Origin of the sequence: Candidatus Avoscillospira sp. LCP25S3_F1 (assembly GCF_052117125.1) — a bacterium.
Taxonomy (GTDB): Bacteria; Bacillota; Clostridia; order Oscillospirales; family Oscillospiraceae; genus Avoscillospira_A.
On the sequence record NZ_JBQKJT010000011.1, the window covers coordinates 79,944 to 103,290 of the forward strand.

21 protein-coding genes, 1 other RNA gene and 1 riboswitch are annotated in these 23,347 nt (G+C 58.0%); of the genes, 20 read left to right on the plus strand and 2 right to left on the minus strand.

Annotated features, from left to right (window positions below; translation table 11 throughout):
• Positions 1 to 94: 94 nt before the first annotated feature.
• Both ACTQ33_RS11270 and ACTQ33_RS11275 read left to right on the plus strand, forming a co-directional pair.
• The gene (locus tag ACTQ33_RS11270) at positions 95 to 877 is read left to right on the plus strand and encodes an HAD-IIA family hydrolase (RefSeq protein WP_441464691.1); all 783 of its coding nucleotides are present in this window, start codon (positions 95 to 97) and stop codon (positions 875 to 877) included.
• 111 nt (positions 878 to 988) lie between these two features.
• Positions 989 to 3,268: an S-layer homology domain-containing protein gene (locus ACTQ33_RS11275; protein WP_441464692.1), complete on the plus strand. Its 2,280-nt coding sequence runs from the start codon at positions 989 to 991 to the stop codon at positions 3,266 to 3,268.
• 47 nt (positions 3,269 to 3,315) lie between these two features.
• On the opposite strand, the gene rnpB is transcribed toward ACTQ33_RS11275, so the two are convergent.
• An RNA gene (gene rnpB, locus ACTQ33_RS11280) (RNase P RNA component class A) lies at positions 3,316 to 3,673 on the minus strand.
• 144 nt (positions 3,674 to 3,817) lie between these two features.
• Here rnpB and murD point away from each other — a divergent pair.
• From murD to ispF, 3 genes are read left to right on the plus strand one after another with little or no spacing between them, the layout of a single operon-like run.
• Positions 3,818 to 5,200, plus strand: a complete 1,383-nt coding sequence (murD, locus tag ACTQ33_RS11285) for a UDP-N-acetylmuramoyl-L-alanine--D-glutamate ligase (protein ID WP_441464693.1) — start codon at positions 3,818 to 3,820, stop codon at positions 5,198 to 5,200.
• Position 5,201: 1 nt separating this feature from the next.
• Entirely contained in the window at positions 5,202 to 5,927 is a 726-nt protein-coding gene (ispD, locus tag ACTQ33_RS11290; protein ID WP_441464694.1) for a 2-C-methyl-D-erythritol 4-phosphate cytidylyltransferase, read from the plus strand.
• Positions 5,924 to 6,400: a 2-C-methyl-D-erythritol 2,4-cyclodiphosphate synthase gene (ispF, locus tag ACTQ33_RS11295; RefSeq protein ID WP_441464695.1), complete on the plus strand. Its 477-nt coding sequence runs from the start codon at positions 5,924 to 5,926 to the stop codon at positions 6,398 to 6,400. The genes ispD and ispF overlap by 4 nt, the downstream gene beginning before the upstream one ends.
• A 52-nt stretch (positions 6,401 to 6,452) precedes the next feature.
• Here ispF and ACTQ33_RS11300 read toward each other — a convergent pair whose 3' ends face one another.
• Positions 6,453 to 8,189: a Na+/H+ antiporter NhaC family protein gene (locus tag ACTQ33_RS11300; RefSeq protein ID WP_441464696.1), complete on the minus strand. Its 1,737-nt coding sequence runs from the start codon at positions 8,187 to 8,189 to the stop codon at positions 6,453 to 6,455.
• A gap of 80 nt (positions 8,190 to 8,269) precedes the next feature.
• Positions 8,270 to 8,441: riboswitch (Lysine riboswitch) on the minus strand.
• A 136-nt stretch (positions 8,442 to 8,577) separates the two neighbouring features.
• On the opposite strand from ACTQ33_RS11300, the gene ACTQ33_RS11305 reads away from it, so the two are divergent.
• The 15 genes from ACTQ33_RS11305 (at position 8,578) to pknB (ending at position 23,346) form a co-directional block, all read left to right on the plus strand.
• Positions 8,578 to 8,829 (plus strand): DUF3343 domain-containing protein, encoded by a 252-nt coding sequence (locus ACTQ33_RS11305; protein ID WP_441464697.1) that lies wholly within the window; start codon positions 8,578 to 8,580, stop codon positions 8,827 to 8,829.
• Positions 8,826 to 9,938 carry an aminotransferase class V-fold PLP-dependent enzyme gene (locus tag ACTQ33_RS11310; RefSeq protein ID WP_441464698.1) on the plus strand — a complete coding sequence of 371 codons (1,113 nt, stop codon included), beginning with the start codon at positions 8,826 to 8,828 and terminating at the stop codon, positions 9,936 to 9,938. Before ACTQ33_RS11305 ends, ACTQ33_RS11310 begins: the two co-directional genes overlap by 4 nt.
• Positions 9,939 to 10,037: 99 nt before the next feature.
• Positions 10,038 to 10,901 (plus strand): diadenylate cyclase CdaA, encoded by an 864-nt coding sequence (gene cdaA, locus ACTQ33_RS11315; protein WP_441464699.1) that lies wholly within the window; start codon positions 10,038 to 10,040, stop codon positions 10,899 to 10,901.
• The gene (locus tag ACTQ33_RS11320) at positions 10,898 to 12,136 is read left to right on the plus strand and encodes a CdaR family protein (RefSeq protein ID WP_441464700.1); all 1,239 of its coding nucleotides are present in this window, start codon (positions 10,898 to 10,900) and stop codon (positions 12,134 to 12,136) included. The genes cdaA and ACTQ33_RS11320 overlap by 4 nt, the downstream gene beginning before the upstream one ends.
• Before the next feature lie 84 nt (positions 12,137 to 12,220).
• Positions 12,221 to 13,099: a YicC/YloC family endoribonuclease gene (locus ACTQ33_RS11325; protein ID WP_441464701.1), complete on the plus strand. Its 879-nt coding sequence runs from the start codon at positions 12,221 to 12,223 to the stop codon at positions 13,097 to 13,099.
• Positions 13,100 to 13,111: 12 nt separating this feature from the next.
• Positions 13,112 to 13,384 carry an extracellular matrix/biofilm regulator RemA gene (remA, locus tag ACTQ33_RS11330; RefSeq protein ID WP_441464702.1) on the plus strand — a complete coding sequence of 91 codons (273 nt, stop codon included), beginning with the start codon at positions 13,112 to 13,114 and terminating at the stop codon, positions 13,382 to 13,384.
• Complete coding sequence (gene gmk / locus ACTQ33_RS11335; protein ID WP_441464703.1) at positions 13,381 to 13,980, plus strand: guanylate kinase; 600 nt, start codon at positions 13,381 to 13,383, stop codon at positions 13,978 to 13,980. The genes remA and gmk overlap by 4 nt, the downstream gene beginning before the upstream one ends.
• A 1-nt stretch (position 13,981) precedes the next feature.
• Positions 13,982 to 14,188: a DNA-directed RNA polymerase subunit omega gene (gene rpoZ / locus ACTQ33_RS11340; protein WP_441464704.1), complete on the plus strand. Its 207-nt coding sequence runs from the start codon at positions 13,982 to 13,984 to the stop codon at positions 14,186 to 14,188.
• Positions 14,189 to 14,252: 64 nt separating this feature from the next.
• Positions 14,253 to 16,688 carry a replication restart helicase PriA gene (gene priA, locus ACTQ33_RS11345; RefSeq protein ID WP_441464705.1) on the plus strand — a complete coding sequence of 812 codons (2,436 nt, stop codon included), beginning with the start codon at positions 14,253 to 14,255 and terminating at the stop codon, positions 16,686 to 16,688.
• Between the two features lie 35 nt (positions 16,689 to 16,723).
• Complete coding sequence (gene def, locus ACTQ33_RS11350; RefSeq protein WP_441464706.1) at positions 16,724 to 17,218, plus strand: peptide deformylase; 495 nt, start codon at positions 16,724 to 16,726, stop codon at positions 17,216 to 17,218.
• Complete coding sequence (fmt, locus tag ACTQ33_RS11355; RefSeq protein ID WP_441464707.1) at positions 17,215 to 18,132, plus strand: methionyl-tRNA formyltransferase; 918 nt, start codon at positions 17,215 to 17,217, stop codon at positions 18,130 to 18,132. Before def ends, fmt begins: the two co-directional genes overlap by 4 nt.
• 9 nt (positions 18,133 to 18,141) lie before the next feature.
• On the plus strand, positions 18,142 to 19,449 hold the full coding sequence (gene rsmB, locus ACTQ33_RS11360) for a 16S rRNA (cytosine(967)-C(5))-methyltransferase RsmB (protein ID WP_441464708.1): 1,308 nt from the start codon (positions 18,142 to 18,144) through the stop codon (positions 19,447 to 19,449).
• Positions 19,446 to 20,513 carry a 23S rRNA (adenine(2503)-C(2))-methyltransferase RlmN gene (gene rlmN, locus ACTQ33_RS11365; RefSeq protein WP_441464709.1) on the plus strand — a complete coding sequence of 356 codons (1,068 nt, stop codon included), beginning with the start codon at positions 19,446 to 19,448 and terminating at the stop codon, positions 20,511 to 20,513. Before rsmB ends, rlmN begins: the two co-directional genes overlap by 4 nt.
• Positions 20,495 to 21,226, plus strand: coding sequence for a Stp1/IreP family PP2C-type Ser/Thr phosphatase (locus ACTQ33_RS11370; RefSeq protein ID WP_441464710.1), 732 nt, complete (start codon positions 20,495 to 20,497; stop codon positions 21,224 to 21,226). The genes rlmN and ACTQ33_RS11370 overlap by 19 nt, the downstream gene beginning before the upstream one ends.
• A 29-nt stretch (positions 21,227 to 21,255) precedes the next feature.
• Positions 21,256 to 23,346 carry a Stk1 family PASTA domain-containing Ser/Thr kinase gene (gene pknB, locus ACTQ33_RS11375; protein WP_441464711.1) on the plus strand — a complete coding sequence of 697 codons (2,091 nt, stop codon included), beginning with the start codon at positions 21,256 to 21,258 and terminating at the stop codon, positions 23,344 to 23,346.
• Position 23,347 lies beyond the last annotated feature (1 nt).

Below are 23,347 nucleotides of genomic sequence, written 5' to 3' on the forward strand. Positions count from 1 at the left end.
TTTTACGGAAAACACATTGCGGATTTCATAAGAATGTGATACGATACTATCGTAGAAAACAACCCATTTACGAGACGGAAACGAGGTCGGAATCATGATAAATCTCAAGGAGAAAAAAGGCTTCCTGTGCGATATGGACGGTGTCATCTATCACGGCGAGCGTCTGCTGCCCGGCGTCAAGGAGTTTGTGGAATGGATGGTCAGCAACGATAAGAAGTTTCTGTTTCTGACCAATGCCAGCAGCCGCAGTCCCAAGGAACTGCAAATGCGCTTGGCCCGCATGGGTTTGGACATTGATGAAAGCCATTTTTATACCAGCGCCATGGCTACGGCGCAGTTCCTCAATACCCAGTCGCCCGGCTGCAGCGCCTATGTGGTGGGTGATCCAGGCCTGTACAACGCTCTCTATGAAAAGGGCATCACCACCAACGACGTCAATCCTGACTATGTGGTGATTGGTGAAACCGTCAACTACAATTTCGACACCATTACCAAGGCCATGCGCCATGTGATGAACGGCGCCCGGCTCATCGGCACCAATACGGACCTGACCGGCCCCTCCGATACGGGCCTGCTGCCCGCCTGTCGTGCTTTGGTGGCGCCCATCGAAGCGACCACAGGCAAGAAAGCATATTTTGTCGGCAAGCCGAATCCTCTGATGATGCGTACGGGCCTGCATCTATTGGGTGTCCATTCCGGTGAGGCCTGCATGGTGGGTGACCGCATGGATACGGACGTCATCGCTGGTATTGAGTCTGGTATGGATTCTATTCTGGTTCTCAGCGGTGTCACCAGCCGGGAGACCATTGAGCAGTATCCCTACCGTCCCAGACTGATTCTGGACGGTGTGGGCGATATCGCACGCCTGGGCGTATAAGCACTGCAATCAAGCGGAGACGTTCTTCGGGGCGTCTCCGCTTATTTATGCTTGCATGGGAGAATTATCCTGTGATAAAATGAGAGAAACCATTAGGAGAGGGGAAACAATATGAGAAAGTACATCAGTGCCATTTTGGCACTCCTGTGCGTCCTACAGATCAGCCTGCCGGTCAGGGCGCAGGAGCCGGAAACGGCTCCGGAGACTGTCGTAGAGGATACCGCACCGGTGGAGACGGGGGAGTCTGCGGTGGAAACGGAGGAGGCTCCGGTCGCAGAGGAGACTGTACCGGCAGAAGAAGAAACCACTCCGGCTGACGACGTAGAAACCACACCGGAGGACGAGCCGCCGACGGCGGAAGAGGAGCCGGAAGAGCTTGTTCTGTCGGAAACACCGGCAGATTGGGCGGCGGAGGCAGTCAATTTCTGCGTGGAGCACGGTATCATTGATGGTCAGAACTTGCGGCTGAGCGCTCAGGCGACCCGGGCAGAATTGGCCACCATGCTGACGCGGCTGCTGGCTGTAGAGCGGCAGGCGGATTTGCGCGGATATGTGGATATTGCGCCGGGCGACTGGTATTATACCGCCGTATCTCAGGCTGTGGCCGCCGGTATTCTGACAGGCAGCGGCGACCATTTGAAGCCCGGCTATACGGTGACACGTCAGGAGGCCATGGTGATGCTGGCCCGTTGCTTTGGCACGGAGGCAGGAAACACAGCGCTGCTCAACAGCTACAGTGACTGTGCCGGTGTGGAGCCGTGGGCCGCCGGAGCCGTGGCCGGATTGATTGAACAGGGAATTGTCAGCGGATACGGTCAGGAGCTGAGCCCTAAGAAGCCTATCACGCGCCAGGAGCTGATCCGCCTGATCTACGATCTGGCCGGTCAGGTGCAGACGGAGCAGCCGGAAGCGGAAACGGTTCTGACTGGAAACGTGGTCTATCAGGGGGATTCCCTGCGGGATGTGACCATCGACGGCAACCTCTATCTGGGCGGCGCGGCAGAAGAACAGCGCCAGCTGGACAATGTTCAGGTCGACGGCGTCATTGTTTGCTATGGCGGCAGCGTTGCTTTGACGGAGAACGTTACCGCCGGCGAGATTATTTTGGCTGGTGAGGAAGCGGAACTGACCACATCTGGTGATGCCGCGGTGGTGGTCCAGGGCAGTAATGCCGTGGTGTCCGGTGGTGGAACCGTGGAGACCAACCGGAATGTAACGCTGCAAAACGGCGTGTATGACCAGGTCAGTGTGGAGCAGGGGACCGTGACGGTGGAGGCTGACGCCACGGTGCATACGGCAGAGCTGTGGAGCGCTGCCAGCACCATCACAGGTGACGGAACTGTGGAGACCGCTGTATGCTATCACAAGGATGCCGCTGTGAAAACTGCGGAGACAGAGGTCCAGAAGGTTCTGGATCATGCATTGGGCCAGACGCAGCTGCAAGTGACCCGTTGGGCCAATAACGTGCTGCCGGGCAAGCAAACCATTGAGACTACGATACAATTTACCAATGTGCCCAATGACGGGACGCCGCGGCTGTGCGATGTGGCATGGTATGTGGACGGTGTGGTGCAGAAACGCCAGTGGCAGGTGCCGGTGACGGAGGGCACGACGGTTACATATTCTCACTGGGTACCCTTTGAAGAGCTGTTCCAGCCGACGAAAACCGTCATGTTGGAGGTCACCTGTGATGGGGAGACTCGGTATCTGTCCCAGACGGTGCAGCAGCAGGGAGAGACGGTGGATACCATCAATGTGGAAGCTACGGTTCGTTATGACACCAATTTGTATCGGTATGAGTCCCTGTCCGGTTACATTAAAACCGTTCCGGCGGGAACTAAGGTGATCTATTTTGACTATGTGGGCCGTACTTCGGCGGAGATTCGGCTGCCGGACGGTACGACAGGCTGGGTCAACTGGTATTCCATTGATATTTCCACGAAGAACTATGTACAGAAAAACGATTACCAGACGGCTACCAAGGAGTATTTCGTCAATAACAAGGGCTACTCCAGCAAAACAGATTATCTGGTGTGGATCAGCCTGTTGAAAGAGCGGGTGAACGTGTTCCAGGGCAGCCAGGGCAACTGGAAGCTGGTCCAATCGTTCCCATGCAGCAGCGGCAAGAATACCACCCCTACCAACGGTGGTGTGTTTGCGTATCAATACCGCCAGAATTATTGGGATTTCGGCTATTATTATGTCAAGAAACCCATGATTTTCAATGGCGGCCATGCGTTCCACACCAGAACGTATATCAAATCCACCGGCGGTCTGCTGGATGCCACCATGCAGGGCACGGTATCGCAGGGCTGTATTCGGATGTATGACGCCGATGTAGACTGGCTGTGGGACAACCTGCCGTTCCAGTCCACGGTTGTGGTATATTAAAACAAAAACAGTGGAAATCAGATGATTTCCACTGTTTTTTACATAAAAACGCGATCGGGCCTATAAGCCGGGTTCTGTAATCGACAGCCATCTATCTAGGCGCACCGTTGCCGGTACGCTCCAGCCACCTTCTCGGGGACGGCCGGGCAAGCCTGAGTCCCCTCTGCGGTGTTGCTCCGGATAGAGTTTACAGCATCAAGCGGTTCCCCGTTGATGGGTGAGCTCTTACCTCGCCTTTCCACCCTTACCTCGTCGATACAAGTACCGGCGGGGCGGTATATCTCTGTTGCACTTTTCCTGAAGTCGCCTTCGGCGGGCGTTACCCGTTATCCTTGCCCTGTGGAGCCCGGACTTTCCTCACGGCCGACCTTTCGGTACTGGTCGCGCGGCTGTCCGGCCCGGTCGCAACAGTTATTCTAACGGATTTCGGGAGAAATGTCAAATCGGTTGCAAAAAAAAGAAAAGATAGATATAATGGTTTGGAGTGGATCTGCGGCCACAGTGCCAAAGCGGACCGCGGTTTTTTGGAACCTGGAGAGGAGAACTGCCATGAATGAGCGAATGGAACGCTATTTTGAGGCGCTGCGGGGCAAGCGGGTAGCCGTCCTGGGCCTGGGCGTCAGCAACCGGCCTCTGGTGCGGCTGCTGCTGGCCCACGGCGCAAATGTCCTGGGTTGCGATATGGCCCAGCGGGACCAGCTGGAGCCGGAGGTGTTGGAGCTGGAGCAGCAAGGCTTGCAGTTGCAGCTGGGGCAGAACTATCTGGAAAATGTCACAGCGGATGTGGTATTCCGCACACCGGGCCTGCATCCCAACCGACCGCAGCTGGTGGATATGCGGCGGCGGGGCATGGTCATGACCTCGGAGATGGAGGCGTTCTTCCAGGTGTGCCCCTGCACCATCATCGCGGTCACCGGTTCCGATGGAAAGACCACCACCACTACACTGATCGCGGAGATTCTCAAGCAGGCCGGCCGCACGGTATGGGTGGGCGGCAACATCGGTCAACCGCTGCTGCCCAAGGCGGGGGAGATGAGCCCTGCGGATGTCGCCGTGGTAGAACTCAGCTCTTTTCAGCTGATGGATATGAAGCACAGTCCCCAGGTGGCCGTTCTGACCAATCTGGCTCCTAACCATCTGGATGTACATAAGGATATGGAGGAGTATGTGGCGGCCAAGGAGAACATTTACCTCCATCAGACATCCGGAGATACAGTGGTATTGAACCGGGATAATGCCATCACCCACAGCTTTGTGCCAAAGGCAAAAGGAACGGTGCTGGAATTTTCCCGTCGGACCCGCCCCCAGCGGGGTGTATACCTGGAAAACGGCGTCATCTGGCGTTGCGGGGAACCGCCGGAGAAGATTCTGGAGCAGTCGGAGATTTTCCTGCCGGGTATTCACAACGTGGAGAACTATATGGCGGCCATCTGCGCTGTGGAGGGGCTGGCCTCCGACGAGGACATCCGCCATGTGGCCAGAAACTTCGGCGGCGTGGAGCATCGCATTGAGTTGGTGCGGGTCAAGGACGGCGTGAAGTTTTACAATGATTCCATCGCGTCCAGCCCGTCCCGGACCCGTGCGGGTCTGCGGAGCTTCGACCAGAAGATCATTCTCATTGCAGGCGGTTATGATAAACATATCCCCTATGACGATCTGGGGCCGGAGATTGTGGATCATGTGAAGACGCTGGTTCTCACCGGTGCTACTGCACCGAAAATCCGAGCCGCCGTGGAACAGGCGGCCAACTATGTTCCCGGTTCACCGGAGATTCTGGAGGAAGCGGATTTTTACGAGGCTATTCGCACAGCGGCCCGGGCGGCACAGTCCGGCGACGTGGTTATGCTGTCCCCGGCCAGCGCGTCCTTTGACCACTTCCGCAACTTTATGGTCCGGGGTAACGCGTTCAAACAGACGGTTATGGAGCTTTGATATGGAATTGGGATGGAAAAAACATCGGAAGACGAAACCAATGCCCTGTGCCGCCGTCATTGTGGCGGCGGGGTCGGCGTCCCGGATGCAGGGCATCGACAAGGCATTGGCTGACCTGAACGGAAAACCCGTATTGCTGCACACGTTGGAGGCGTTCGAGGCCTGTGAGCGGGTGGATACGGTGGTGGTGGTCACCCGGGAGGACCTGGTGGAGCCGGTGGAGCAGTTGTGCCGCGATCACCATATTACCAAGGTGCGGCAGGTGCTCAGCGGCGGCAGCGACCGGACCCAGTCGGTGCTGCGGGGCCTGGACGCCCTGGCATCACGGGAGGGGCTGGCGGCCATCCACGACGGTGCACGCCCCCTGGTCACCCAGGAAATTCTGCTGGAGACCATTGCCAAAGCGGAGCGAACCGGCGCGGCAGCCCCGGCGGTTCCGGTCAAAGACACCATTAAAGTGACCGGTGAAGGGGTCATTGCTGCCACACCGGACCGCAGTCGTCTGGTGGCGATCCAGACTCCGCAGATTTTTGATCTGGACTTTATCCGCGGCGCGCTGTATCAGGCGCTGGAAGACGGTGCGCCTTTGACCGATGACTGTTCCGCCGCTGAGCGGCTGGGAATGCAGGTCCATCTGACCAAGGGCAGCGAGGAAAATCTGAAAATTACCACCCCCATGGACTTGGTGGTGGCGCAGGCGATTTTGAAAAGGAGAGAGCAACCATGAGAATCGGACACGGTTATGACGTCCATCGGCTGGTGAAAGGAAGAAAACTGATTTTAGGCGGCGTGGAAATCCCCTATGCGATGGGATTGGACGGTCATTCCGACGCCGATGTGGTGGTTCATGCCATCATGGATGCCCTGCTGGGCGCGGCGGCGGCCGGAGACATCGGCACGCTGTTCCCCGACACGGACCCCCAGTATAAGGGAATCTCCAGTCTGCTGCTGTTGGAGTATGTGGGAAAGCATCTGTTGGGCCGGGGCTGGACCGTGGGCAATATTGATGCCACCATTGTGGCACAGCAGCCCAAACTGGCGCCGCACATTCCGCAGATGGTGCAGAATATTGCCCAGACATTGAATATCCCGGAGGACCGGGTCAACATCAAGGCTACAACGGAGGAGGGCATGGGATTTACCGGTACCGGCGACGGTATTGCTGCCCACGCCGTCTGTATGCTGGAACAGTGCAAATAAAGAAAATGGCAAAGGACCGATGCGCGGGCATCGGTCCTTTTGGCGTTGCGACTTATTTTGCGGTGACCCGCTTGATGACCAGCAACGTACCCAGCATCAGCACAATGCCGATGGGAAGAAGAATCCAGGCATTCGGAAGGAAACCGGCCAGAACATACATCACAAAGGATACAGCGGCGGCAGTGATGGCATAAGGCAGCTGGGTCGACACATGGTTCACGTGGTCACACTGGGCGCCGGCAGACGCCATGATGGTGGTGTCGGAAATGGGGGAGCAGTGGTCGCCGCAGACAGCACCGGCCATACAAGCAGACACACAGATGATACCCATGGGCGTGGTCAGGTCAAACACATCCAAAGTAATGGGAATCAGAATACCGAAAGTACCCCAACTGGTGCCGGTGGCAAAGGCCAGAAAGGCGCCGATGACAAAGACGATGGCAGGAAGCAGGGCCTGGAATCCGGCGGCGGAACTCTTGACGGCGGTAGCCACAAAGACACCGGCCCCCAGAGAATCGGTCATAGCTTTCAAGGACCAGGCAAAGGTCAGAATCAGAATGGCCGGGACCATGGCCTTGAAGCCCTCAGGGATGCAGTCCATCATGTCGCGGAAGGTCATGGCCCGGCGGCACAGATAGAAGACAAAGGTCAACACCATGGCAAAGGCGGAACCCAGCAGCAGACCCACAGAAGCGTCGGAACCGGAAAAGGCGTCCACAAAGTTTTTACCGGAGAAGAAGCCGCCGGAGTAGATCATGCCGATGACGCAGCAGACAATGAGCGAAGCAATCGGGAAAACCAGATCGATGACGCGGCCCTTGGGGTTCCCGTACAGCTCTTTCTCTGTGGCATAGGGATTGGAACCGGAGAACACGTCGCCCCGTTCGATGGCGTTGCGTTCGTGGCGGGCCATGGGACCAAAATCGGCCTTGAGAACCACCAGCCCAACCATCATGACGATGGTCAGCAGCGCATAGAAATTGTAGGGAATGGCCCGGATAAACAGGGAGAGACCGGAGCCGTCCTCCACAAAGCCGGAAACTGCGGCGGCCCAGGAGGAGATGGGGGCAATGATGCAGACGGGGGCGGCGGTAGCGTCGATCAGATAGGACAGCTTGGCACGGGACACCTGATGCTTGTCGGTGACAGGCCGCATGACGGAACCAACGGTCAGGCAGTTGAAATAATCGTCAATGAAGATCAGTACGCCGAGAATAATGGTGGCCAGCTGTGCGCCGGTGCGGCTTTTGATGCTTTTCTGCGCCCAGCGGCCGAAAGCGGCGCTGCCGCCGGCCTTGTTCATCAAGCTGACCATGGCGCCCAAGATTACCAGGAAGACAAGAATGCCCACATTATAGGAGCTGGACAGCACCGCAACAATGCCGTCTTCAAAGACATGGAGTACCGTCCCTTCAAAATCAAAGTTGGAGTACAGCAAACCACCGGCCAAAATACCAATGAACAGGGAGGAATAGACCTCCTTGGTGATCAGCGCCAAGGTGATGGCGATGATCGGGGGCAGCAGCGCCCAGATGGTATTATAATAGTTACTGGGGGCATCAATCTGACCCATGCCGCCGCAGGTGGCGCAGAGATTGGTCCCTGCGCAGTCGGCGCAGGAGGGGTCCAGACCGTAACAGGTCATGCAGGCCGTGGAGCCGCCGCAGTCGGGACACTCGATCAGATTGGTGGCCGGTTGTCCGGCGGCCATGACGGCGATGGTCAGGACGGCCAGAATCATTGCCACCATCAGAAGGGAGACCAGCGGTCTCCGGTTTCGCAAGTTCATAGGATTTCCTCCAAAAATAAAAATGCCATGGTTCGGGAGGCGGACCATGACAGACTGTTCCGGATGGGCCGGAACCCCTATGGCATGACAGCGCTCCACTTTCGTGACAGTCCGGCGGATATTCTCCGACGGCCCAGGGAACGTCCGGCAGGCAGACCGGCCCGCACCCTTCGGCGAACAGCCCTTTCCATCCCGCCGGATTTGCCTGCGGCCATGGGACGTACTTTTGCAGTTCGCACCTCTATCATTGGCTATTTGCCCTCTATTATAAGCAATTCCGAAACCTTGTCAACCGATTTTCAAAAAATTATGACCAAATTGTGAATTCATGCGGGAAATTTCGACAGGGCGCCGGACAGCTGCATAGATTGGTGGGGAGGGAAATACCATGTATGATTGTATGATTGCGTTCCGCACCATCACGCGGGCCCAGCGGGGGGCGGAACTTTTGGATTATTCGGGCATTCCGTGCCGTTTGCAGCGGCTTCCGGCCGCGCTGGCGGACCGGGGCTGCGGCTATGTGCTGGCTCTGCGGCGGGAGTCGCTGGCCAGGGCGGTAGCGGTGCTGCGGCAGAACCATGTGGACTTCGGACGGCTCTATACCATGGAAAACGGTATCCATCGGGAGGTGTTTCTGTGATCTATCTTGATAACGCAGCCACGACGCTGCAAAAACCGCCCCAAGTGCGGGAGGCGGTTGCCTATGCGTTGGAGCACTTGGCGTCGCCGGGTCGGGGCGGCCATCCGGCAGCGATGGAGGCCGCCGAGGTGCTGTACCGGGCCAGATCGGCGGCAGCGCAGCTGTTCGATGCGGAACCGGAACAGGTGGTGTTTACCATGAATGCCACGCATGGGCTGAATATCGCCATCAAAAGTTTGGTGCGCCCCGGCGACGTGGTACTATTGTCCGGCTTTGAACACAACGCCGTGCTGCGGCCCTTGTATGCCTTGGGGGCAAAACTGCGGATTTGTGGACGACGGCTGTTTGATCCGGAGGAGACTGTGGCGGCCTTTGCCGCGTCCTTGACGCCGGAGGTCAAAGCTGTGGTTTGCACCCATGTTTCCAATGTGTTCGGTTACCAGCTGCCGGTGGAGCGGATTGCCGCTCTGTGTCGGGAGCAGGGCGTACCGCTGATTGTAGACGCTTCCCAGTCGGCAGGACTGCTGCCGGTCTCCCTCAAAGAGTGGCAGGCGGCCTATGTGGCAATGCCCGGCCACAAGGGATTGTACGGACCCCAGGGCACCGGCATTCTCCTGTGCGGACAGGTGCCGCAACCGTTGATGGAGGGCGGAACCGGTGTGCTGTCCCGTCAATGGACCATGCCGGAGGAGCTGCCGGAGCGGGCCGAGGCAGGAACCCACAATATGCCGGGCATCTGCGGCCTGCTGGCAGGACTGACGTATCTGCGGCAGGAAGATGGCGTGGTGCGCCGGAGCCGGGAGGAGCAGCTGACGCGACAGCTTTGCCTTGGGCTGGAATCTTTGGACCACGTGCGGGTGTTCACCGGCAGTCCGCAGACCAATGTGGTCTCGGTCGCGCTGCAAAATCTGGACAGTGAGACAGCGGCCCAGCATCTGGCCGAGGAGGGCATTGCTGTGCGGGCAGGACTCCACTGCGCGCCTCTGGCCCATGAAAGTGCCGGAACGTTGGAGGGCGGAACGGTCCGGTTCAGCCTGTCGGCGTTTACCACAGAGACGGAGATCGTCCGGACGCTGGAAGTTGTGGAAAGGCTGAAAAGTTTTGCATAACTCCCAAAATCTTGCCGGATTCCACTTGCTATTGGCAGCGGTTTACGGTATAATTAACAAAATAATGCTTGTATTGCAATTTTGGAAGAAGGGTGTAATATGCCAAGTGCGCTGTTCAACAGCATTCTGACGTCACTCTTTACAATGAAAATAACCGATGTGCTGGATATCCTGGTGGTGGCGTTCCTGTTCTATAAGGGCATCACCATGATCCGTTCCACCCGGGCGTCCCGGATCGCCAAGAGTATCGTCCTGCTGTTGCTGGTCACTTGGCTTACCAGCCTGTTCCACATGTACGCGCTGTACTTTATTTTGAACCGTATTTTGGAACTGGGCTTTATTGCGCTGGTGATCATGTTCCAGCCGGAACTGCGTCTGTTTCTGGAAAAGGTGGGCAGCCGGTCTGTTCGGGAGCTTCTGGGCGGCAAACAGGAGGCCCGTCCGGCCAGCGCCGCCATTGCCGCGGTGGTTACAGCCTGTGAGAAGATGTCCAAGAGCCGCACCGGCGCGTTGATTGTGTTTGAACGGAACATCCTGCTGGATGAATACTTTAAAACCGGTACCGTACTGGACGCCGCTGTTTCCGACGAACTGCTGCGCAACATCTTTTTCCCCAAGGCGGCCCTCCATGACGGCGCGCTGATCATCCGGCAGTCCCGCATTGCGGCTGCCGGCTGTGTGCTGCCGCTGTCGGAGAACACCCATCTCAGCAGTGACCTGGGTACCCGCCACCGGGCGGGCATCGGCATGAGCGAAGCGTCGGACGCCGTGGTGGTCATTGTCTCGGAGGAGACCGGTACCATCTCTGTGGCCGTAGGCGGTATGCTCAAACGCCATCTGGCCGCCAAGACACTGGAACGCCTGTTGGTCAATGAGCTCGTTACCGTCAAGGAGGAGACCAAGCCCATGCGCTTCTATCAGCGCATCCTGCGTCAACTGACCCAAAAAGGTGGGAAACTATGAAGAGCAAACTGGTATCCATGGCGGTGGCCCTGCTGGCGTCCCTCTGCCTGTGGATCTATGTGGTTACGGTGGTCAACCAGGAGGTCAGCAATGAGCCCATCAATGATGTGGCCGTCACGTTTTATGGCGCAGACCAAATTCGGGCCGACTCCAATTTGGTTATCACGGAAGGCGAGGATACCACCGTTAATCTTCGGGTGACCTGCAGCCGGTCTACCCTGCAAAAACTGTCGGCTACCAATATTTCACTGACGGTGGATGTGTCCCGCATTAAGGAGCCGGGGACGTATACCATGGATTACAGCATATCCTATCCCAGCGGCGTGTCCAACAGCGACGTGAAAACCAATGGCAGCCCATCGTCCATCACCTTTACTGTGGAGCGGTTCTCCTCCAAGACCGTTTCGGTGCGGGGCATTCTGGATGGCACCGTTCAGAAGGGCTACTATGCCGCCAGTATGGAATGTACACCCAATGAGGTGCTGCTGGAGGGTCCGGAATCTCTGATCAGCCAGGTCAGCTATGCCCAGGTGATTTTGCAGCAGGATAATTTGTCGCAGACGGTGCTCCAGTCCTGCCCGGTCACATTGATTGACGACAACGGCGAGGCGGTGGACAGTACCAATATTACCATCAGCGCCAACGGCGTGCCGGTCACCGCGATTGAAGTCCGACAGCCGATCTTGCAGATGAAGGAAATTCCCATTGTGGTGGAATTCCTGGACGGCGGCGGCGTCACGAAAAGTGATATGCTCTATAGCTGCGATCCTCAGACCATCACCGTAGCTGGAGAACCGGAGATCCTGGAGAAGACCAACCAACTGACCATTACGCAGGTGGATTTGTCACAGCTGATCGATCCCATTGCCCAGGATATGCCGGTGACGCTGCCCAATGGGTTGGTCAATGTGGCGGAGCTGGAAAGCGTCTTTGTGGATATCAGCGTCAATACGTCACGGATTGCCAGTAAGACATTACGGGTAACCAATATCATCACTGCCAACGAACCGGAGGGCTATGAGGTCAATGTGATGACCATGCAGCTGACGGTGACTGTGCGCGGGCCCATCGACGAGGTCAATCAGCTGAACGAGGACGACGTCTGGGCGGTGATTGACGCAGCCAACCTGCGGGAGGGTACCCAGAGTGTACCGGTGACCATTGAAGTCAGCGGCGACGGCTCTGTGGCGGCCATTGGCCAGTACAGTGCGGCCGTCTCACTGGTAAAGGAATAAGAATCATCCGATCACCACGGCGGTCCATCCGTCGTGGTGATCGAAACCAGTGGAATTTTAACGAGGACCCAAGGAGGGATCGCGTTGATCAAAAGTATGACCGGCTATGGCCGGGCCGTGGAAACCCGGAATGGCCGGGAGATTTCCGTGGAAATCCGGTCGGTAAACAACCGGTATCTGGATTGTAATATCAAGCTGCCCCGGCTCTATTCCTTTGCTGAGGAGGCGGTAAAGCAGGCGGTCAAATCGTCTATTACTCGCGGCAAGGTGGATGTGTTTCTTTCCATCGCCAACTGTGGGACAAGCGCTGTGGAAATTTCTCTGAACCGACCGGTGCTGGAGGGATATCTGGCGGCGATGCGGACCATTGTAACAGACTACGGTGTGACCGATGACATTTCTGTATCGAGCTTGGCCAAATTACCGGATTTATTTTTGGTGGAAAAGGCGGACACCGATGAAGAACAGGTAACCGAGGACTTGATTGCTGTGGTCCGTGAAGCCCTGTCGGCCTTTGATGCCATGCGGACCCGGGAGGGCGCGGCGCTGGAGGCGGATTTGCGCAGCCGTGCTGGTACGATTCTGACCCTGACGGAACGGGTGGAAGCCCGCAGCCCCGTCACCCTGGCCGAATATCGGGCCCGGCTGACCGCCAAGATGCAGGAGGTTTTGGACAACCAGAACATCGACGAAAGCCGCATTCTGGCGGAAGCGGCCCTCTACGCCGACAAGATTGCTGTAGATGAGGAAACAGTGCGGCTGAGAAGCCACCTGTCCCAGCTGGACAACATGCTTACCGGCGGCGGGGCCATTGGCCGCAAGCTGGACTTCCTGTTGCAGGAGATGAACCGGGAAGCCAATACCATCGGCTCCAAGGGCAACGATCTGGAGCAGGCCCGTACGGTGGTGGAGATCAAGGCGGAATTGGAAAAGATACGGGAACAGACCCAGAATATCGAGTGACGGGAGGAATCCATGAAGCTTATCAACATCGGATTTGGCAATATGATCTCGTCCAGCCGGCTCATTGCCATTGTGGCGCCGGATTCCGCGCCCATCAAGCGCATGATCCAGGAGGCCCGGGACCGTGGCATGCTCATTGACGCCACCTACGGCCGCCGGACCCGTGCCGTTATCATTATGGATACGGACCATGTCATACTCTCGGCCATCCTGCCGGAGACTGTGGCGGGACGCATGAACGACAAGCATACGGAGTTGACAGCGGAGGAGATGGAAGAATCATGACAAACGGCAGATTATTTGTACTGTCCGGTCCCTCGGGAGTGGGAAAGAGTACTGTGGTGCAGGAGGTCATGCGGCGTCACCCCAACCTGCGGTTTTCCGTGTCGGTGACCACCAGGGAGAAGCGGCCCAACGAGGTGGACGGCGAGAATTACTATTTTGTTACCCGGGAACAGTTCCAGCAGATGCTGGAACGGGGCGAATTGCTGGAGCACGCAGAATACGTGGGCAATTGCTACGGTACGCCGGAGGGACCCATTCAGCAGCAGTTGGAGCAGGGCTTTGATATCCTGCTGGACGTGGAGCCCTGCGGCGCCATGCAGGTCCGCTCCAACCGGGAAGACGCGGTGCTGATCTTTATGGCGGCCCCCAGCTTTGCCGAGATTGAACGGCGACTGCGTGGACGTGGCGACACTCCGGATGATAAGATCGCAGGCCGTCTGGAGCGGGCGCGCTGGGAGTATGCCCAGGCGTCCCAATATGATTACATTGTCATCAACGACCATGTACAGCATGCGGCCAATGAGATTCAGGCCATTATGGAAGCAGAAAAGTGCAGAGCCCAGCTGCGGCTGGACTATTTGAAGGAGGACAATTAACATGCTTTACCCCCCTATGAGCGAAATGCTCAAACACATTGACAGCCGGTACCTGCTGGTCAACGTCGTGGCCCGCCGGGCGCGCCAGATTTCCATTGAGGCGGAACTGCACCAGGAAGCCCTGCCGGAAAAACCCGTCACCTTGGCTATCCGAGAGGTTGCCGACGGCAAGCTGACGGCGACGGTCAAGGAAGAGTATATGAAGTAAGATATCGTCAAGGCGCAGGCGCTGACCGCCTACGCCTTGAACGTGCTTTTAAGGGGGTTCCCGTTTGGTAGCAAAAGTGGCCGTTCAAGCGGCAGTTTACGCCATAGACCGGCTTTATTCCTACCGGATTCCCGAGGACTGTACTGTGGTCCCGGGAATGCGCGTCCAGGTGCCTTTCGGCAGCGGCAACCGCCGCAGCGAAGGTATGGTGGCAGCACTGGAGGAAGGGGACGGTGCGGAACTCAAGTGGATTGAACGGGTGCTGGATGACGGTCCGGTGCTGGATGCGGCGGGACTGCGGTTGGCAGCATTTCTTCGGGAACGGTATTTTTGTACCTTTTATGATGCCGTCAAGGCGATACTCCCGGCGGGGCTGTGGTTCCAGACCGTGGATCGGTTTGCCATCTGTCCGGGCTGTGACTGGCGAACAGCGATTCAGCGGCAGCCCCAGGCCAAGGCGATTATGGAGCAGATAGAAGCGCTGGGCGGTGAAGCCGATTACCCGTGGCTGCGGCGGCAGTTTCCGGATGAGGAAATGCTGCAAAGTGCGCTGCAATATTTGCTGAAAAAAAAGCTGCTGCGCAACGATTCGGAGATGCTGCGCCGTACCCGCGACAAGACGGAACGCATGGCGTCTCTGGCCGTTTCTGCCGAGGAGGCTATGGAATACGCCAACCGCCGGCGTAAGTCCGCGCCGGTCCAGGCGGCGCTGCTGGAACTGTTGTGTACCGTAGGCAGCGGCAGTACCAAGGACCTCTGCTATTTTACCGGCGCTACCACCGCTACATTGCGGCGCATGGAATCCATGGGCATGATCGCCCTGGAAGAGGTGCCGGTGCTGCGTCGTGTGGATATTCGCCCGGCCCATGTGGAGCCGGTGGTTCTCAACGAGGAACAGCAGCAAGCCTATGACGGCATCTGTGCCCAGTGGGACCGCCCGGACCCCGGCGTGGCGCTGCTCTACGGCGTCACCGGCAGCGGTAAGACCTCGGTCTATGTGCAGTTGATTCACCGGTGTCTGGCCCGGGGCAAGACCGCCATGCTGTTGGTGCCGGAAATCGCGCTGACACCCCAGCTGGTCAGTTTGTTTGCCGGTCACTTCGGCGATCAGGTGGCCATTCTCCACAGCGGCCTGCGGGTGGGGGAGCGGTATGACGAGTGGAAACGCATCCGGGACGGTACAGCCAGGGTGGTAGTAGGGACCCGGTCAGCGGTGTTTGCCCCCTTGCAATCACCGGGTTTGCTGATTCTCGATGAAGAGCAGGAACACACCTACAAATCGGAGAACAGCCCCCGCTATCATGCCCGGGAAGTGGCCGCTTATCGGGGCCACCATACGGGGGCCATGGTCCTGCTGGGCTCGGCTACGCCGTCCATCGAAACCATGTATCTGGCGAAAGTCGGGAAAATCGGCTTTTACCGGCTGAAAAATCGATATAACGGGAAGAATTTGCCATCGGTGGAAATCGTCGATTGTAAAGAAGAACTGCGCCGGGGCAACGGTACCTCCATCAGCTGGCCCTTGGAGGAGCGCATCCATGAGACGTTGCAGCGGGGCGAACAGACCATTTTGTTTCTCAACCGAAGGGGTACCAGCCGGTATGTGGCGTGTGTGGAGTGCGGTGAAGCGCCCCAGTGTCCCCGGTGCAGCGTCCATCTGACCTACCACGGGGCCAACGGACGGCTCATGTGTCATTACTGCGGTCATTCGGAACCCCTGATGGTCCGGTGTCCCCGGTGCGGAGGCCCCTTGAAGCAGATGGGAACCGGCACGCAGAAAGTGGAGGAAGAGCTGCGGCAGTTATTGCCGGATTCCGAGATACTCCGCATGGATGCCGATACCGTCAGCGCAGTCCACAGCCATGAGCAGCTGCTGGAACGGTTCGAGCGGGAGAAAATCCCGGTGATGGTGGGTACCCAGATGGTGGCAAAAGGGCTGAATTTTGAACATGTGACGCTGGTGGGCGTCCTGGACGCGGATATGTCCCTATATGTGGACAATTTCCGGGCCGCAGAGACCACGTTCTCTATGATTACCCAGGTGGTGGGCCGGGCAGGCCGCGGCGCATTGGCCGGTACAGCGGTGATTCAGACTATGACGCCTCAAAATGCCGTCATTACCCTGGCGGCGGCCCAGGATTATGACCGGTTTTATGAGATGGAGATTGCCATGCGGCATCTTCGCGGCTGTCCGCCCTTTCGGGATTTGCTGATTCTGACCTTTTCCGGTGTCTTTGCCGATCAGGTGGAGGAGGCGGCACGGCGGTTTCGAGCGCTGCTGGATCGGGGATTGCAGCAGATGCAGGTGCCGGCGGTGCTGCTGGGACCGGCTCCGGCGTCGGTTGCTAAGGTCAACAACCGCTATCGGTACCGGCTGACCCTGGGCGTAGAGAACAGTCGCGCCGTCCGTCGGATGGCAGCGGAGTGTATGAAAGCGTTTTCCCGTGACCGGCAGAATCGCGGAGTCACGGTCTTTGCCGACGTGAACCCCTACGGCTGACCGGAGAGACAGAAGTTTGAATGGGAGGAATTACCATGGCATTGAGAAATATTTTGACGGAAGAGGACCCGACGCTTCGCAAGGTGTCCCGCCCCGTGACCAAGTTTGACGACCGGCTCCATGAGCTGCTGGACGACATGGCTGAGACACTGGAAGACGCCCGGGGCGTTGGTCTGGCCGCGCCCCAGGTGGGGATTCTCCGCCGCGTGGTGGTAGTGGATGTGGGGGAAGAGATTCTGGAACTGATCAACCCGGAAATTATCTCCCAGAGCGGGGAACAGACGGGCCTGGAGGGCTGCCTCAGCGTCCCCGGCAAGTATGGCATTGTCACGCGTCCCAATGTGGTCAAGGTCCGCGCCCAGGACCGGTTCGGCGCGTGGTTTGAGGCCGAGGGCGAGGAACTCATTGCCCGGGCGTTTTGTCATGAGTTGGAGCATTTGGACGGCCATCTCTATGTGGATAAAGTGGAGCGGTTCCTGACCCAGGAAGAGCTGGAGGAACTGGCCAACGAAGCGGAGGATGAGACATGAGAATTGTATTTATGGGAACCCCGGCCATTTCGGCCACCTGTCTGCGCCGCATCCATGAGGACGGCTGCAATATAGTCGGCGTCTATACCAAGCCGGACACCCCCAAGAATCGGGGCATGAAGATGGCTATGAGCGAGGTCAAGGTCTACGCCCAGTCTGTGGGTCTGCCGGTGTACCAGCCCACCACTTTTAAGGATGACGCGGTGGTGGAGGAGCTGAAGGCATTGCAGCCGGATTTGATTCTGGTGGTGGCCTACGGAAAAATCCTGCCCCAACGGGTTTTGGATATCCCGCCCCAGGGCTGCATCAATATCCATGCCAGCGTCCTGCCGGCCCTGCGCGGGTCCGGTCCCATTCAGTGGGCCATCCTCAACGGCCTGGATGAGACCGGCGTCACGGCCATGTACATGGCGGCGGAAATGGATGCCGGCGATATGATCGAAGTCCGCAAGACGCCGATTGACCCCATGGAGACCACCGAAGAACTGATGGCCCGGTTGGCCGTCATCGGCGCAGGGCTGCTGTCCGACACCGTCAAGCATGTGGCCGACGGCACGGTGACCCGGACGGTCCAGGACCCCAGTCAGGTGACGTTTGCGCCCATGTTGTCCAAGGACATGGCGCCCATCGACTGGAGCCGCACGTCCCGGCAGATTGTGGACCATGTCCGCGGCCTGATTCCCTGGCCGGTAGCCACCACGGAGCTGGATGGCAAGCGGTTTAAGATCTACCGGGTGGAGTATACCGATAAAACTACCGACAAAGCCCCCGGCACCCTGCTGGAACTCCATAAAAAGGGCCTGGACGTGGCCTGCGGTGACGGTAAGGTGGTTACCATTACCCAGCTCCAGGCCGAGGGCGGCAAACGCATGGCGGCTCCCGATTACTTCCGGGGCCATCCCATTCAACTGTAAGGAGGCATTATGTCTGCACGAAACACAGCCTTGGCGGCGCTGATTGCCTGTCGGAAAAATGACGCCTGGTCCGATGGCATTTTGAAAGACTATATTCGCAGGGACCGGCTGGACAGCCGGGACGCGGCGCTGGCCACGCGGCTGTGCTACGGCGTTGTGCAGAACCGGCTGCTGCTGGACTTCTACCTGACGGAGTTCGTCAAGGGCGGAGTGCGGAAGCTCCAGCCGGTGGTGCAGGATATTCTGCGCCTGGGTGTCTATCAGATTGTTTTTATGGACCGGATTCCACCGTCCGCTGCCGTCAACGAAGCCGTGGAGCAAGGGAAGCGGTATGCCAATCCCCGTGCGGCGGGCCTCGTCAACGGTGTGCTCCGGTCAGTGCTGCGGGCAGGGGAGAACCTGCCCCAGCCAACGGACTTGGCCACCCGCTATTCCCATCCGGCGGGACTGGTGGAGCTGCTGCAGGACAATGTGGGCGAGGACCTGCTGGAACCTCTGCTGCAAAGCCATAACACGGCACCCGCCACGGTGGTCCAGGTCAATCCGCTGAAAACCACGGAAGCGGACTTGTGCCGACGTTGGGACGAGCAGGGCGTGGCCTATGTGCCCCATCCCTGGATGCCGGGCTGCTATGAACTCAGCGGCACCGGCAACCTGGAACAGATGGACACGTTCCGGGACGGTTCTCTGCTGGTCCAGGACGCGGCGGCCAAGCTGCCGGCGGTGGTGGCTGACATCGAGCCGGGCATGTCCATTCTGGATTGCTGTGCCGCGCCGGGCGGAAAGAGCTTCGCGGCGGCCATGGCACTGCAAAACCGGGGGAAAATTATATCCTGTGACATCCACCCCCATAAAATCCAGCTGATTGAGAAGGGGGCGGAGCGGCTTGGCATCGAGACGTTGACGGCCCAGGTCCAGGACGCGTCCGCGTTCAACCCCCAATGGGAAAATGCCATGGATGTGGTGCTGGCTGATGTACCCTGTTCCGGCCTGGGCACCATCCGCAAAAAGCCGGACATCCGATATAAGGCGTTGAAGCCTCTGGAAGGGTTGCCCGCGGTGCAGCGGCGCATTCTCGACAATGTCTGCCGTTACGTCCGCCCCGGCGGCGTGCTGGTCTACAGTACCTGTACCATTTTGCGCCGGGAAAATGAGGACATTGTGGATTCATTTTTGCAAGAGCACCCGGACTTTGCGGCGGAGAGAATGGCTCTGCCGGAGGGCCTGGGTGCGGGAGCGGTCAGCCGGTTGACGCTGCTGCCCTGTGTGCACCAGTGCGACGGATTTTTTGTGGCGAAGCTGAGGAAACTACCATGAAGCAAGATATCAAATCCATGACCTTGGCCGAGATGACCCAGGCGTTGAAAGCGATGGGACAGCCGGCGTTCCGGGCCAAACAAATCTATACTTGGCTCCACAAGGGCGTCACAGACTTTGAAGAGATGACCAACATTTCTAAGGAGCTGCGGGCCAAACTGGACGAGACCTACTATATTACAGCCCCCAAGGTGGCCAGAAAGCAGCAGTCTCAGAAGGATGGAACGGTCAAATACCTCTGGGAACTGGGCGATGGCAACTGTGTGGAAACGGTGCTGATGCAGTATCACCATGGCAATACCGTCTGCATTTCGTCGGAGGTGGGCTGCCCCATGGGCTGCAAGTTCTGTGCCTCCACCCTGGGCGGACTGGTCCGGCGGTTACAGCCGTCGGAAATTCTCGATCAGGTGCTGTTCACCGCCTTGGATTCGGGGTTGCCCATTTCCAATATTGTTTTGATGGGCATCGGGGAACCACTGGACAATTTCGATAACGTTATGCGGTTTCTGGAATTGGTCAATAGTCCCGAGGGCATGAACATCGGCATGCGCCACATCAGCCTGTCCACCTGTGGCCTGGTGCCGCGGATTGACGAGCTGGCGGAGAAGAAACTACAGTTGACCCTGTCGGTTTCGCTGCATTCGCCGGACGACGCATCGAGAAGCGCCATTATGCCCATCAATCGAAAGTATCCGGTGGATGTGCTGCTGGATGCCTGTCGAAGATATTTTGAGAAGACGGGCCGCCGGGTGTCCTTTGAATACACCATGATTGACGGCGTCAGCGACAGCCCGGAACAGGCGGAGCTGCTGGCATCCAAACTCCACGGTCTGGCGGCCCATGTCAATATGATTCCATTGAATCCGGTGGCCGAAAGCCCCCTGCGGCCCAGCTCCCGACAGGCGGTGGCTCGGTTCCAGAAGATTTTGGAGGGCCACGGCATTCCGGCCACGGTCCGCAGATCCCTGGGCGGCGATATTGACGCCAGTTGCGGGCAGCTGCGGAGAAAGTACGTCAAAGAGAGTGAACAAACGGAGGGAACGGCATGGACGCATGGGGATTGACAGATTTGGGCAATGTCCGCAAGCAGAATCAGGACTTCTATGATATTGTCACCCTGCACCCCAACCAGCTGCTGCTGGTGGTGTGTGACGGTATGGGTGGGGCCAAGTCCGGTAATGTGGCCAGCCGTCTGGCAACGGAGGTCTTTGTGGGCGAGGTACGCCGCACAGCCCGGGAGGATATGAACGCCGGGCAGGTTGGACAGATGCTGCGGGATGCGGTCTCTCTGGCCAATCAGGCGGTTTTTGAGCAATCCAAGGTCAGCAGCGACTTTGCCGGTATGGGAACGACGCTGGTGGCGGCAGTGCTTCTGCCGGACCGGGCGGTGATTGCCAACGTGGGCGACAGCCGGGCCTATATTTTCGATAAGGACGGCATCCGGTTTATGACCGTGGACCATTCCCTGGTGGAATTGATGGTCCGCCGTGGAGAGATCACCCGGGAGCAGGCCAAAACCCATCCCAGCAAAAATTTGATCACCCGGGCGGTGGGCACAGAAGCCAATGTAGACTGTGATTTGTATAACCAGGAGCTGCACCCGGGCGACGCGGTACTGCTCTGTTCCGACGGTCTTTCCAATGAGATGGCCGACCAGGAAATCCTATTTGAAGTGGTCCACGGCGTACAAAAGGACGGCTGCTGTCAGCGTCTGCTGGATATCGCCAAGGGACGGGGCGCGCCGGACAATGTGACGGTGGTCCTGGCCACGGTTTGACCCAATCCAACGACAGGAGGAACCATTGAATGGATAATTACATCGGCAAGATGCTGGATAACCGATATGAGATTCTGGAGAGTATCGGCATCGGCGGAATGGCGGTTGTATATAAAGCGCGCTGCCACCGGCTTAACCGTCTGGTAGCCATCAAAATCCTGAAAGACGAGTTTTCCCAGGACGCGGAGTTTCGCCGCCGGTTCCACGCCGAATCCCAGGCCGTCGCCATGCTGTCCCATCCCAACATTGTCAGTGTGTACGACGTTTCCCACTCCGGCGATACGGACTATATCGTCATGGAACTCATTGACGGCATTACCCTTAAACAGTATATGAGCCAGAAGGGGCAGCTCAATTGGCGGGAGACACTGCACTTTGCCACACAGATTGCTAAGGCGCTGGAGCACGCCCACAGCCGCGGCATCATCCACCGGGATATCAAGCCACACAACATCATGATTCTCAAGGATGGCAGCGTCAAGGTGGCCGACTTCGGCATTGCACGCATCACTTCGGCCCAGAGCACCCTGACCCGAGAGGCCCTGGGGTCTGTCCACTATATCTCCCCGGAACAGGCCCGAGGCAGCCGCGTGGATAAACGCTCCGACCTCTATTCCCTGGGCGTCGTCATGTATGAAATGCTGACCGGACGGCCGCCGTTCGACGGTGATTCTCCAGTGGCAGTAGCCATTCAGCATATCAACGGCTCCCCGGTGCTGCCTACGGAACTGGTGGACGGCATCCCCAAGGGCTTGGAACAGATTACCATGCACGCCATGACCGCTGCCGTGGAGCAGCGGTATGCCTCTGCCACGGAAATGCTGGCTGATCTGGAGGAGTTCCGGAAAAATCCCAATGTGGTCTTTGACTTCACGGCAGCGGCCCTGCAGAAGACCCAGATTCTGGACCCGGTCAGTGAGGACGTTGTGACCCTCCGTCCAGTCCAGCAGCAGCGGCCTACGGTCTACCATCGGCCGGAGCCGCCCCGCCACCAGGCGGAACGGGTGGTGGAGTGGGAGGAAGCCCCCCCCAGACGCCGCAGCGGCAACCGGGTTGCCATTGCCGCCGGTGCGGTCTGCATTATTCTGGCTGTGGTGGGAATTTCCTTCTTTTTGTACAATTCCTTCCTAAAGGATATGCTGACAGCCACCAAGGATGTGACGGTCCCGAGCTTCCTGGGTCAGATGTATAATGATGTCATCAGCAATTCCGCTTCCTATGAGGGCCTGAACATCTCCACCCCGGTTTGGATGGAGAGCGAGGCGGAATACGGCACCATCATCGCGCAGGACCCCAGTGCCGATTCTGTGGTGAAGGAGGGCGCTACAGTCACTCTGACAGTGTCCCAAGGTACCGATGATGCGGAGCAAAGTCTGCCTATGCCGGACCTCGAGGGAAAAACGCTTCAGTATGCTGAGGAGGTGCTGAATGCATTGGGTGTAACGCCGCAAGTTGCGCGGGAATATGACGATACAGTGGAGAAGGATGTAGTCATTTCCACTTCTCCGGGCAAGGATGAACCGCTGCAAAAGGGGCAGGTGGCGATTCTAACGGTCAGCGATGGTCCCAAGGAGGAACTGGTAGAAGTACCGGCACTGAAGCTGCGAACGCTGGATGACGCTTTGGCAGCCATCAAAGAAGTAGGACTGTCCAAAGGCGAGGTTCGTGCGGAACACAATGAACGGCCTGAAAATACCGTCATTGAGCAGAGCATTGAACAGGGTACAATGGTGCCAAAGGGTACGGTCATCAACCTGATCTATTCTTCCGGACCGGCAGAGGACCAAGAGCCCGAGGACGACCCTGATGAGCCCAATACGGACCCCGATCAGCCCAATGAGAACCAGAATCCCAACGAGGGGGAGAATAACGGCAACACCACAGGGCCGACAGAGCCTGTCACAGGTACGAGGATGATTACGGTAGACCTGCCGCAGGACCGTCCCACAACGGTGATGTCGGTGTATCTGGATAAGGAACCGTATGCTGAACCGGCGGTGCTGGACACGGCCCAGGGACAATTTTCGTTCCAGGTGACCGGCTCCGGTACGCAGACAGTAGAGGTGTATTTTGACGGTGTCTTGGGCAAAACCGAGACAATCACCTTTGGAGCGGGATGAC

What these genes read in the sequence shown, in the direction of transcription:
- ACTQ33_RS11270 (WP_441464691.1), top strand. Translation starts at nt 95, where the DNA reads ATGATAAATCTCAAGGAGAAAAAAGGCTTCCTGTGCGATATGGACGGT.
- ACTQ33_RS11275 (WP_441464692.1), top strand. Translation starts at nt 989, where the DNA reads ATGAGAAAGTACATCAGTGCCATTTTGGCACTCCTGTGCGTCCTACAG.
- murD (WP_441464693.1), top strand. Translation starts at nt 3,818, where the DNA reads ATGAATGAGCGAATGGAACGCTATTTTGAGGCGCTGCGGGGCAAGCGG.
- ispD (WP_441464694.1), top strand. Translation starts at nt 5,202, where the DNA reads ATGGAATTGGGATGGAAAAAACATCGGAAGACGAAACCAATGCCCTGT.
- ispF (WP_441464695.1), top strand. Translation starts at nt 5,924, where the DNA reads ATGAGAATCGGACACGGTTATGACGTCCATCGGCTGGTGAAAGGAAGA.
- ACTQ33_RS11300 (WP_441464696.1), bottom strand. Translation starts at nt 8,189, where the DNA reads ATGAACTTGCGAAACCGGAGACCGCTGGTCTCCCTTCTGATGGTGGCA.
- ACTQ33_RS11305 (WP_441464697.1), top strand. Translation starts at nt 8,578, where the DNA reads ATGTATGATTGTATGATTGCGTTCCGCACCATCACGCGGGCCCAGCGG.
- cdaA (WP_441464699.1), top strand. Translation starts at nt 10,038, where the DNA reads ATGCCAAGTGCGCTGTTCAACAGCATTCTGACGTCACTCTTTACAATG.
- ACTQ33_RS11320 (WP_441464700.1), top strand. Translation starts at nt 10,898, where the DNA reads ATGAAGAGCAAACTGGTATCCATGGCGGTGGCCCTGCTGGCGTCCCTC.
- remA (WP_441464702.1), top strand. Translation starts at nt 13,112, where the DNA reads ATGAAGCTTATCAACATCGGATTTGGCAATATGATCTCGTCCAGCCGG.
- gmk (WP_441464703.1), top strand. Translation starts at nt 13,381, where the DNA reads ATGACAAACGGCAGATTATTTGTACTGTCCGGTCCCTCGGGAGTGGGA.
- rpoZ (WP_441464704.1), top strand. Translation starts at nt 13,982, where the DNA reads ATGCTTTACCCCCCTATGAGCGAAATGCTCAAACACATTGACAGCCGG.
- def (WP_441464706.1), top strand. Translation starts at nt 16,724, where the DNA reads ATGGCATTGAGAAATATTTTGACGGAAGAGGACCCGACGCTTCGCAAG.
- fmt (WP_441464707.1), top strand. Translation starts at nt 17,215, where the DNA reads ATGAGAATTGTATTTATGGGAACCCCGGCCATTTCGGCCACCTGTCTG.
- rsmB (WP_441464708.1), top strand. Translation starts at nt 18,142, where the DNA reads ATGTCTGCACGAAACACAGCCTTGGCGGCGCTGATTGCCTGTCGGAAA.
- rlmN (WP_441464709.1), top strand. Translation starts at nt 19,446, where the DNA reads ATGAAGCAAGATATCAAATCCATGACCTTGGCCGAGATGACCCAGGCG.
- ACTQ33_RS11370 (WP_441464710.1), top strand. Translation starts at nt 20,495, where the DNA reads ATGGACGCATGGGGATTGACAGATTTGGGCAATGTCCGCAAGCAGAAT.
- pknB (WP_441464711.1), top strand. Translation starts at nt 21,256, where the DNA reads ATGGATAATTACATCGGCAAGATGCTGGATAACCGATATGAGATTCTG.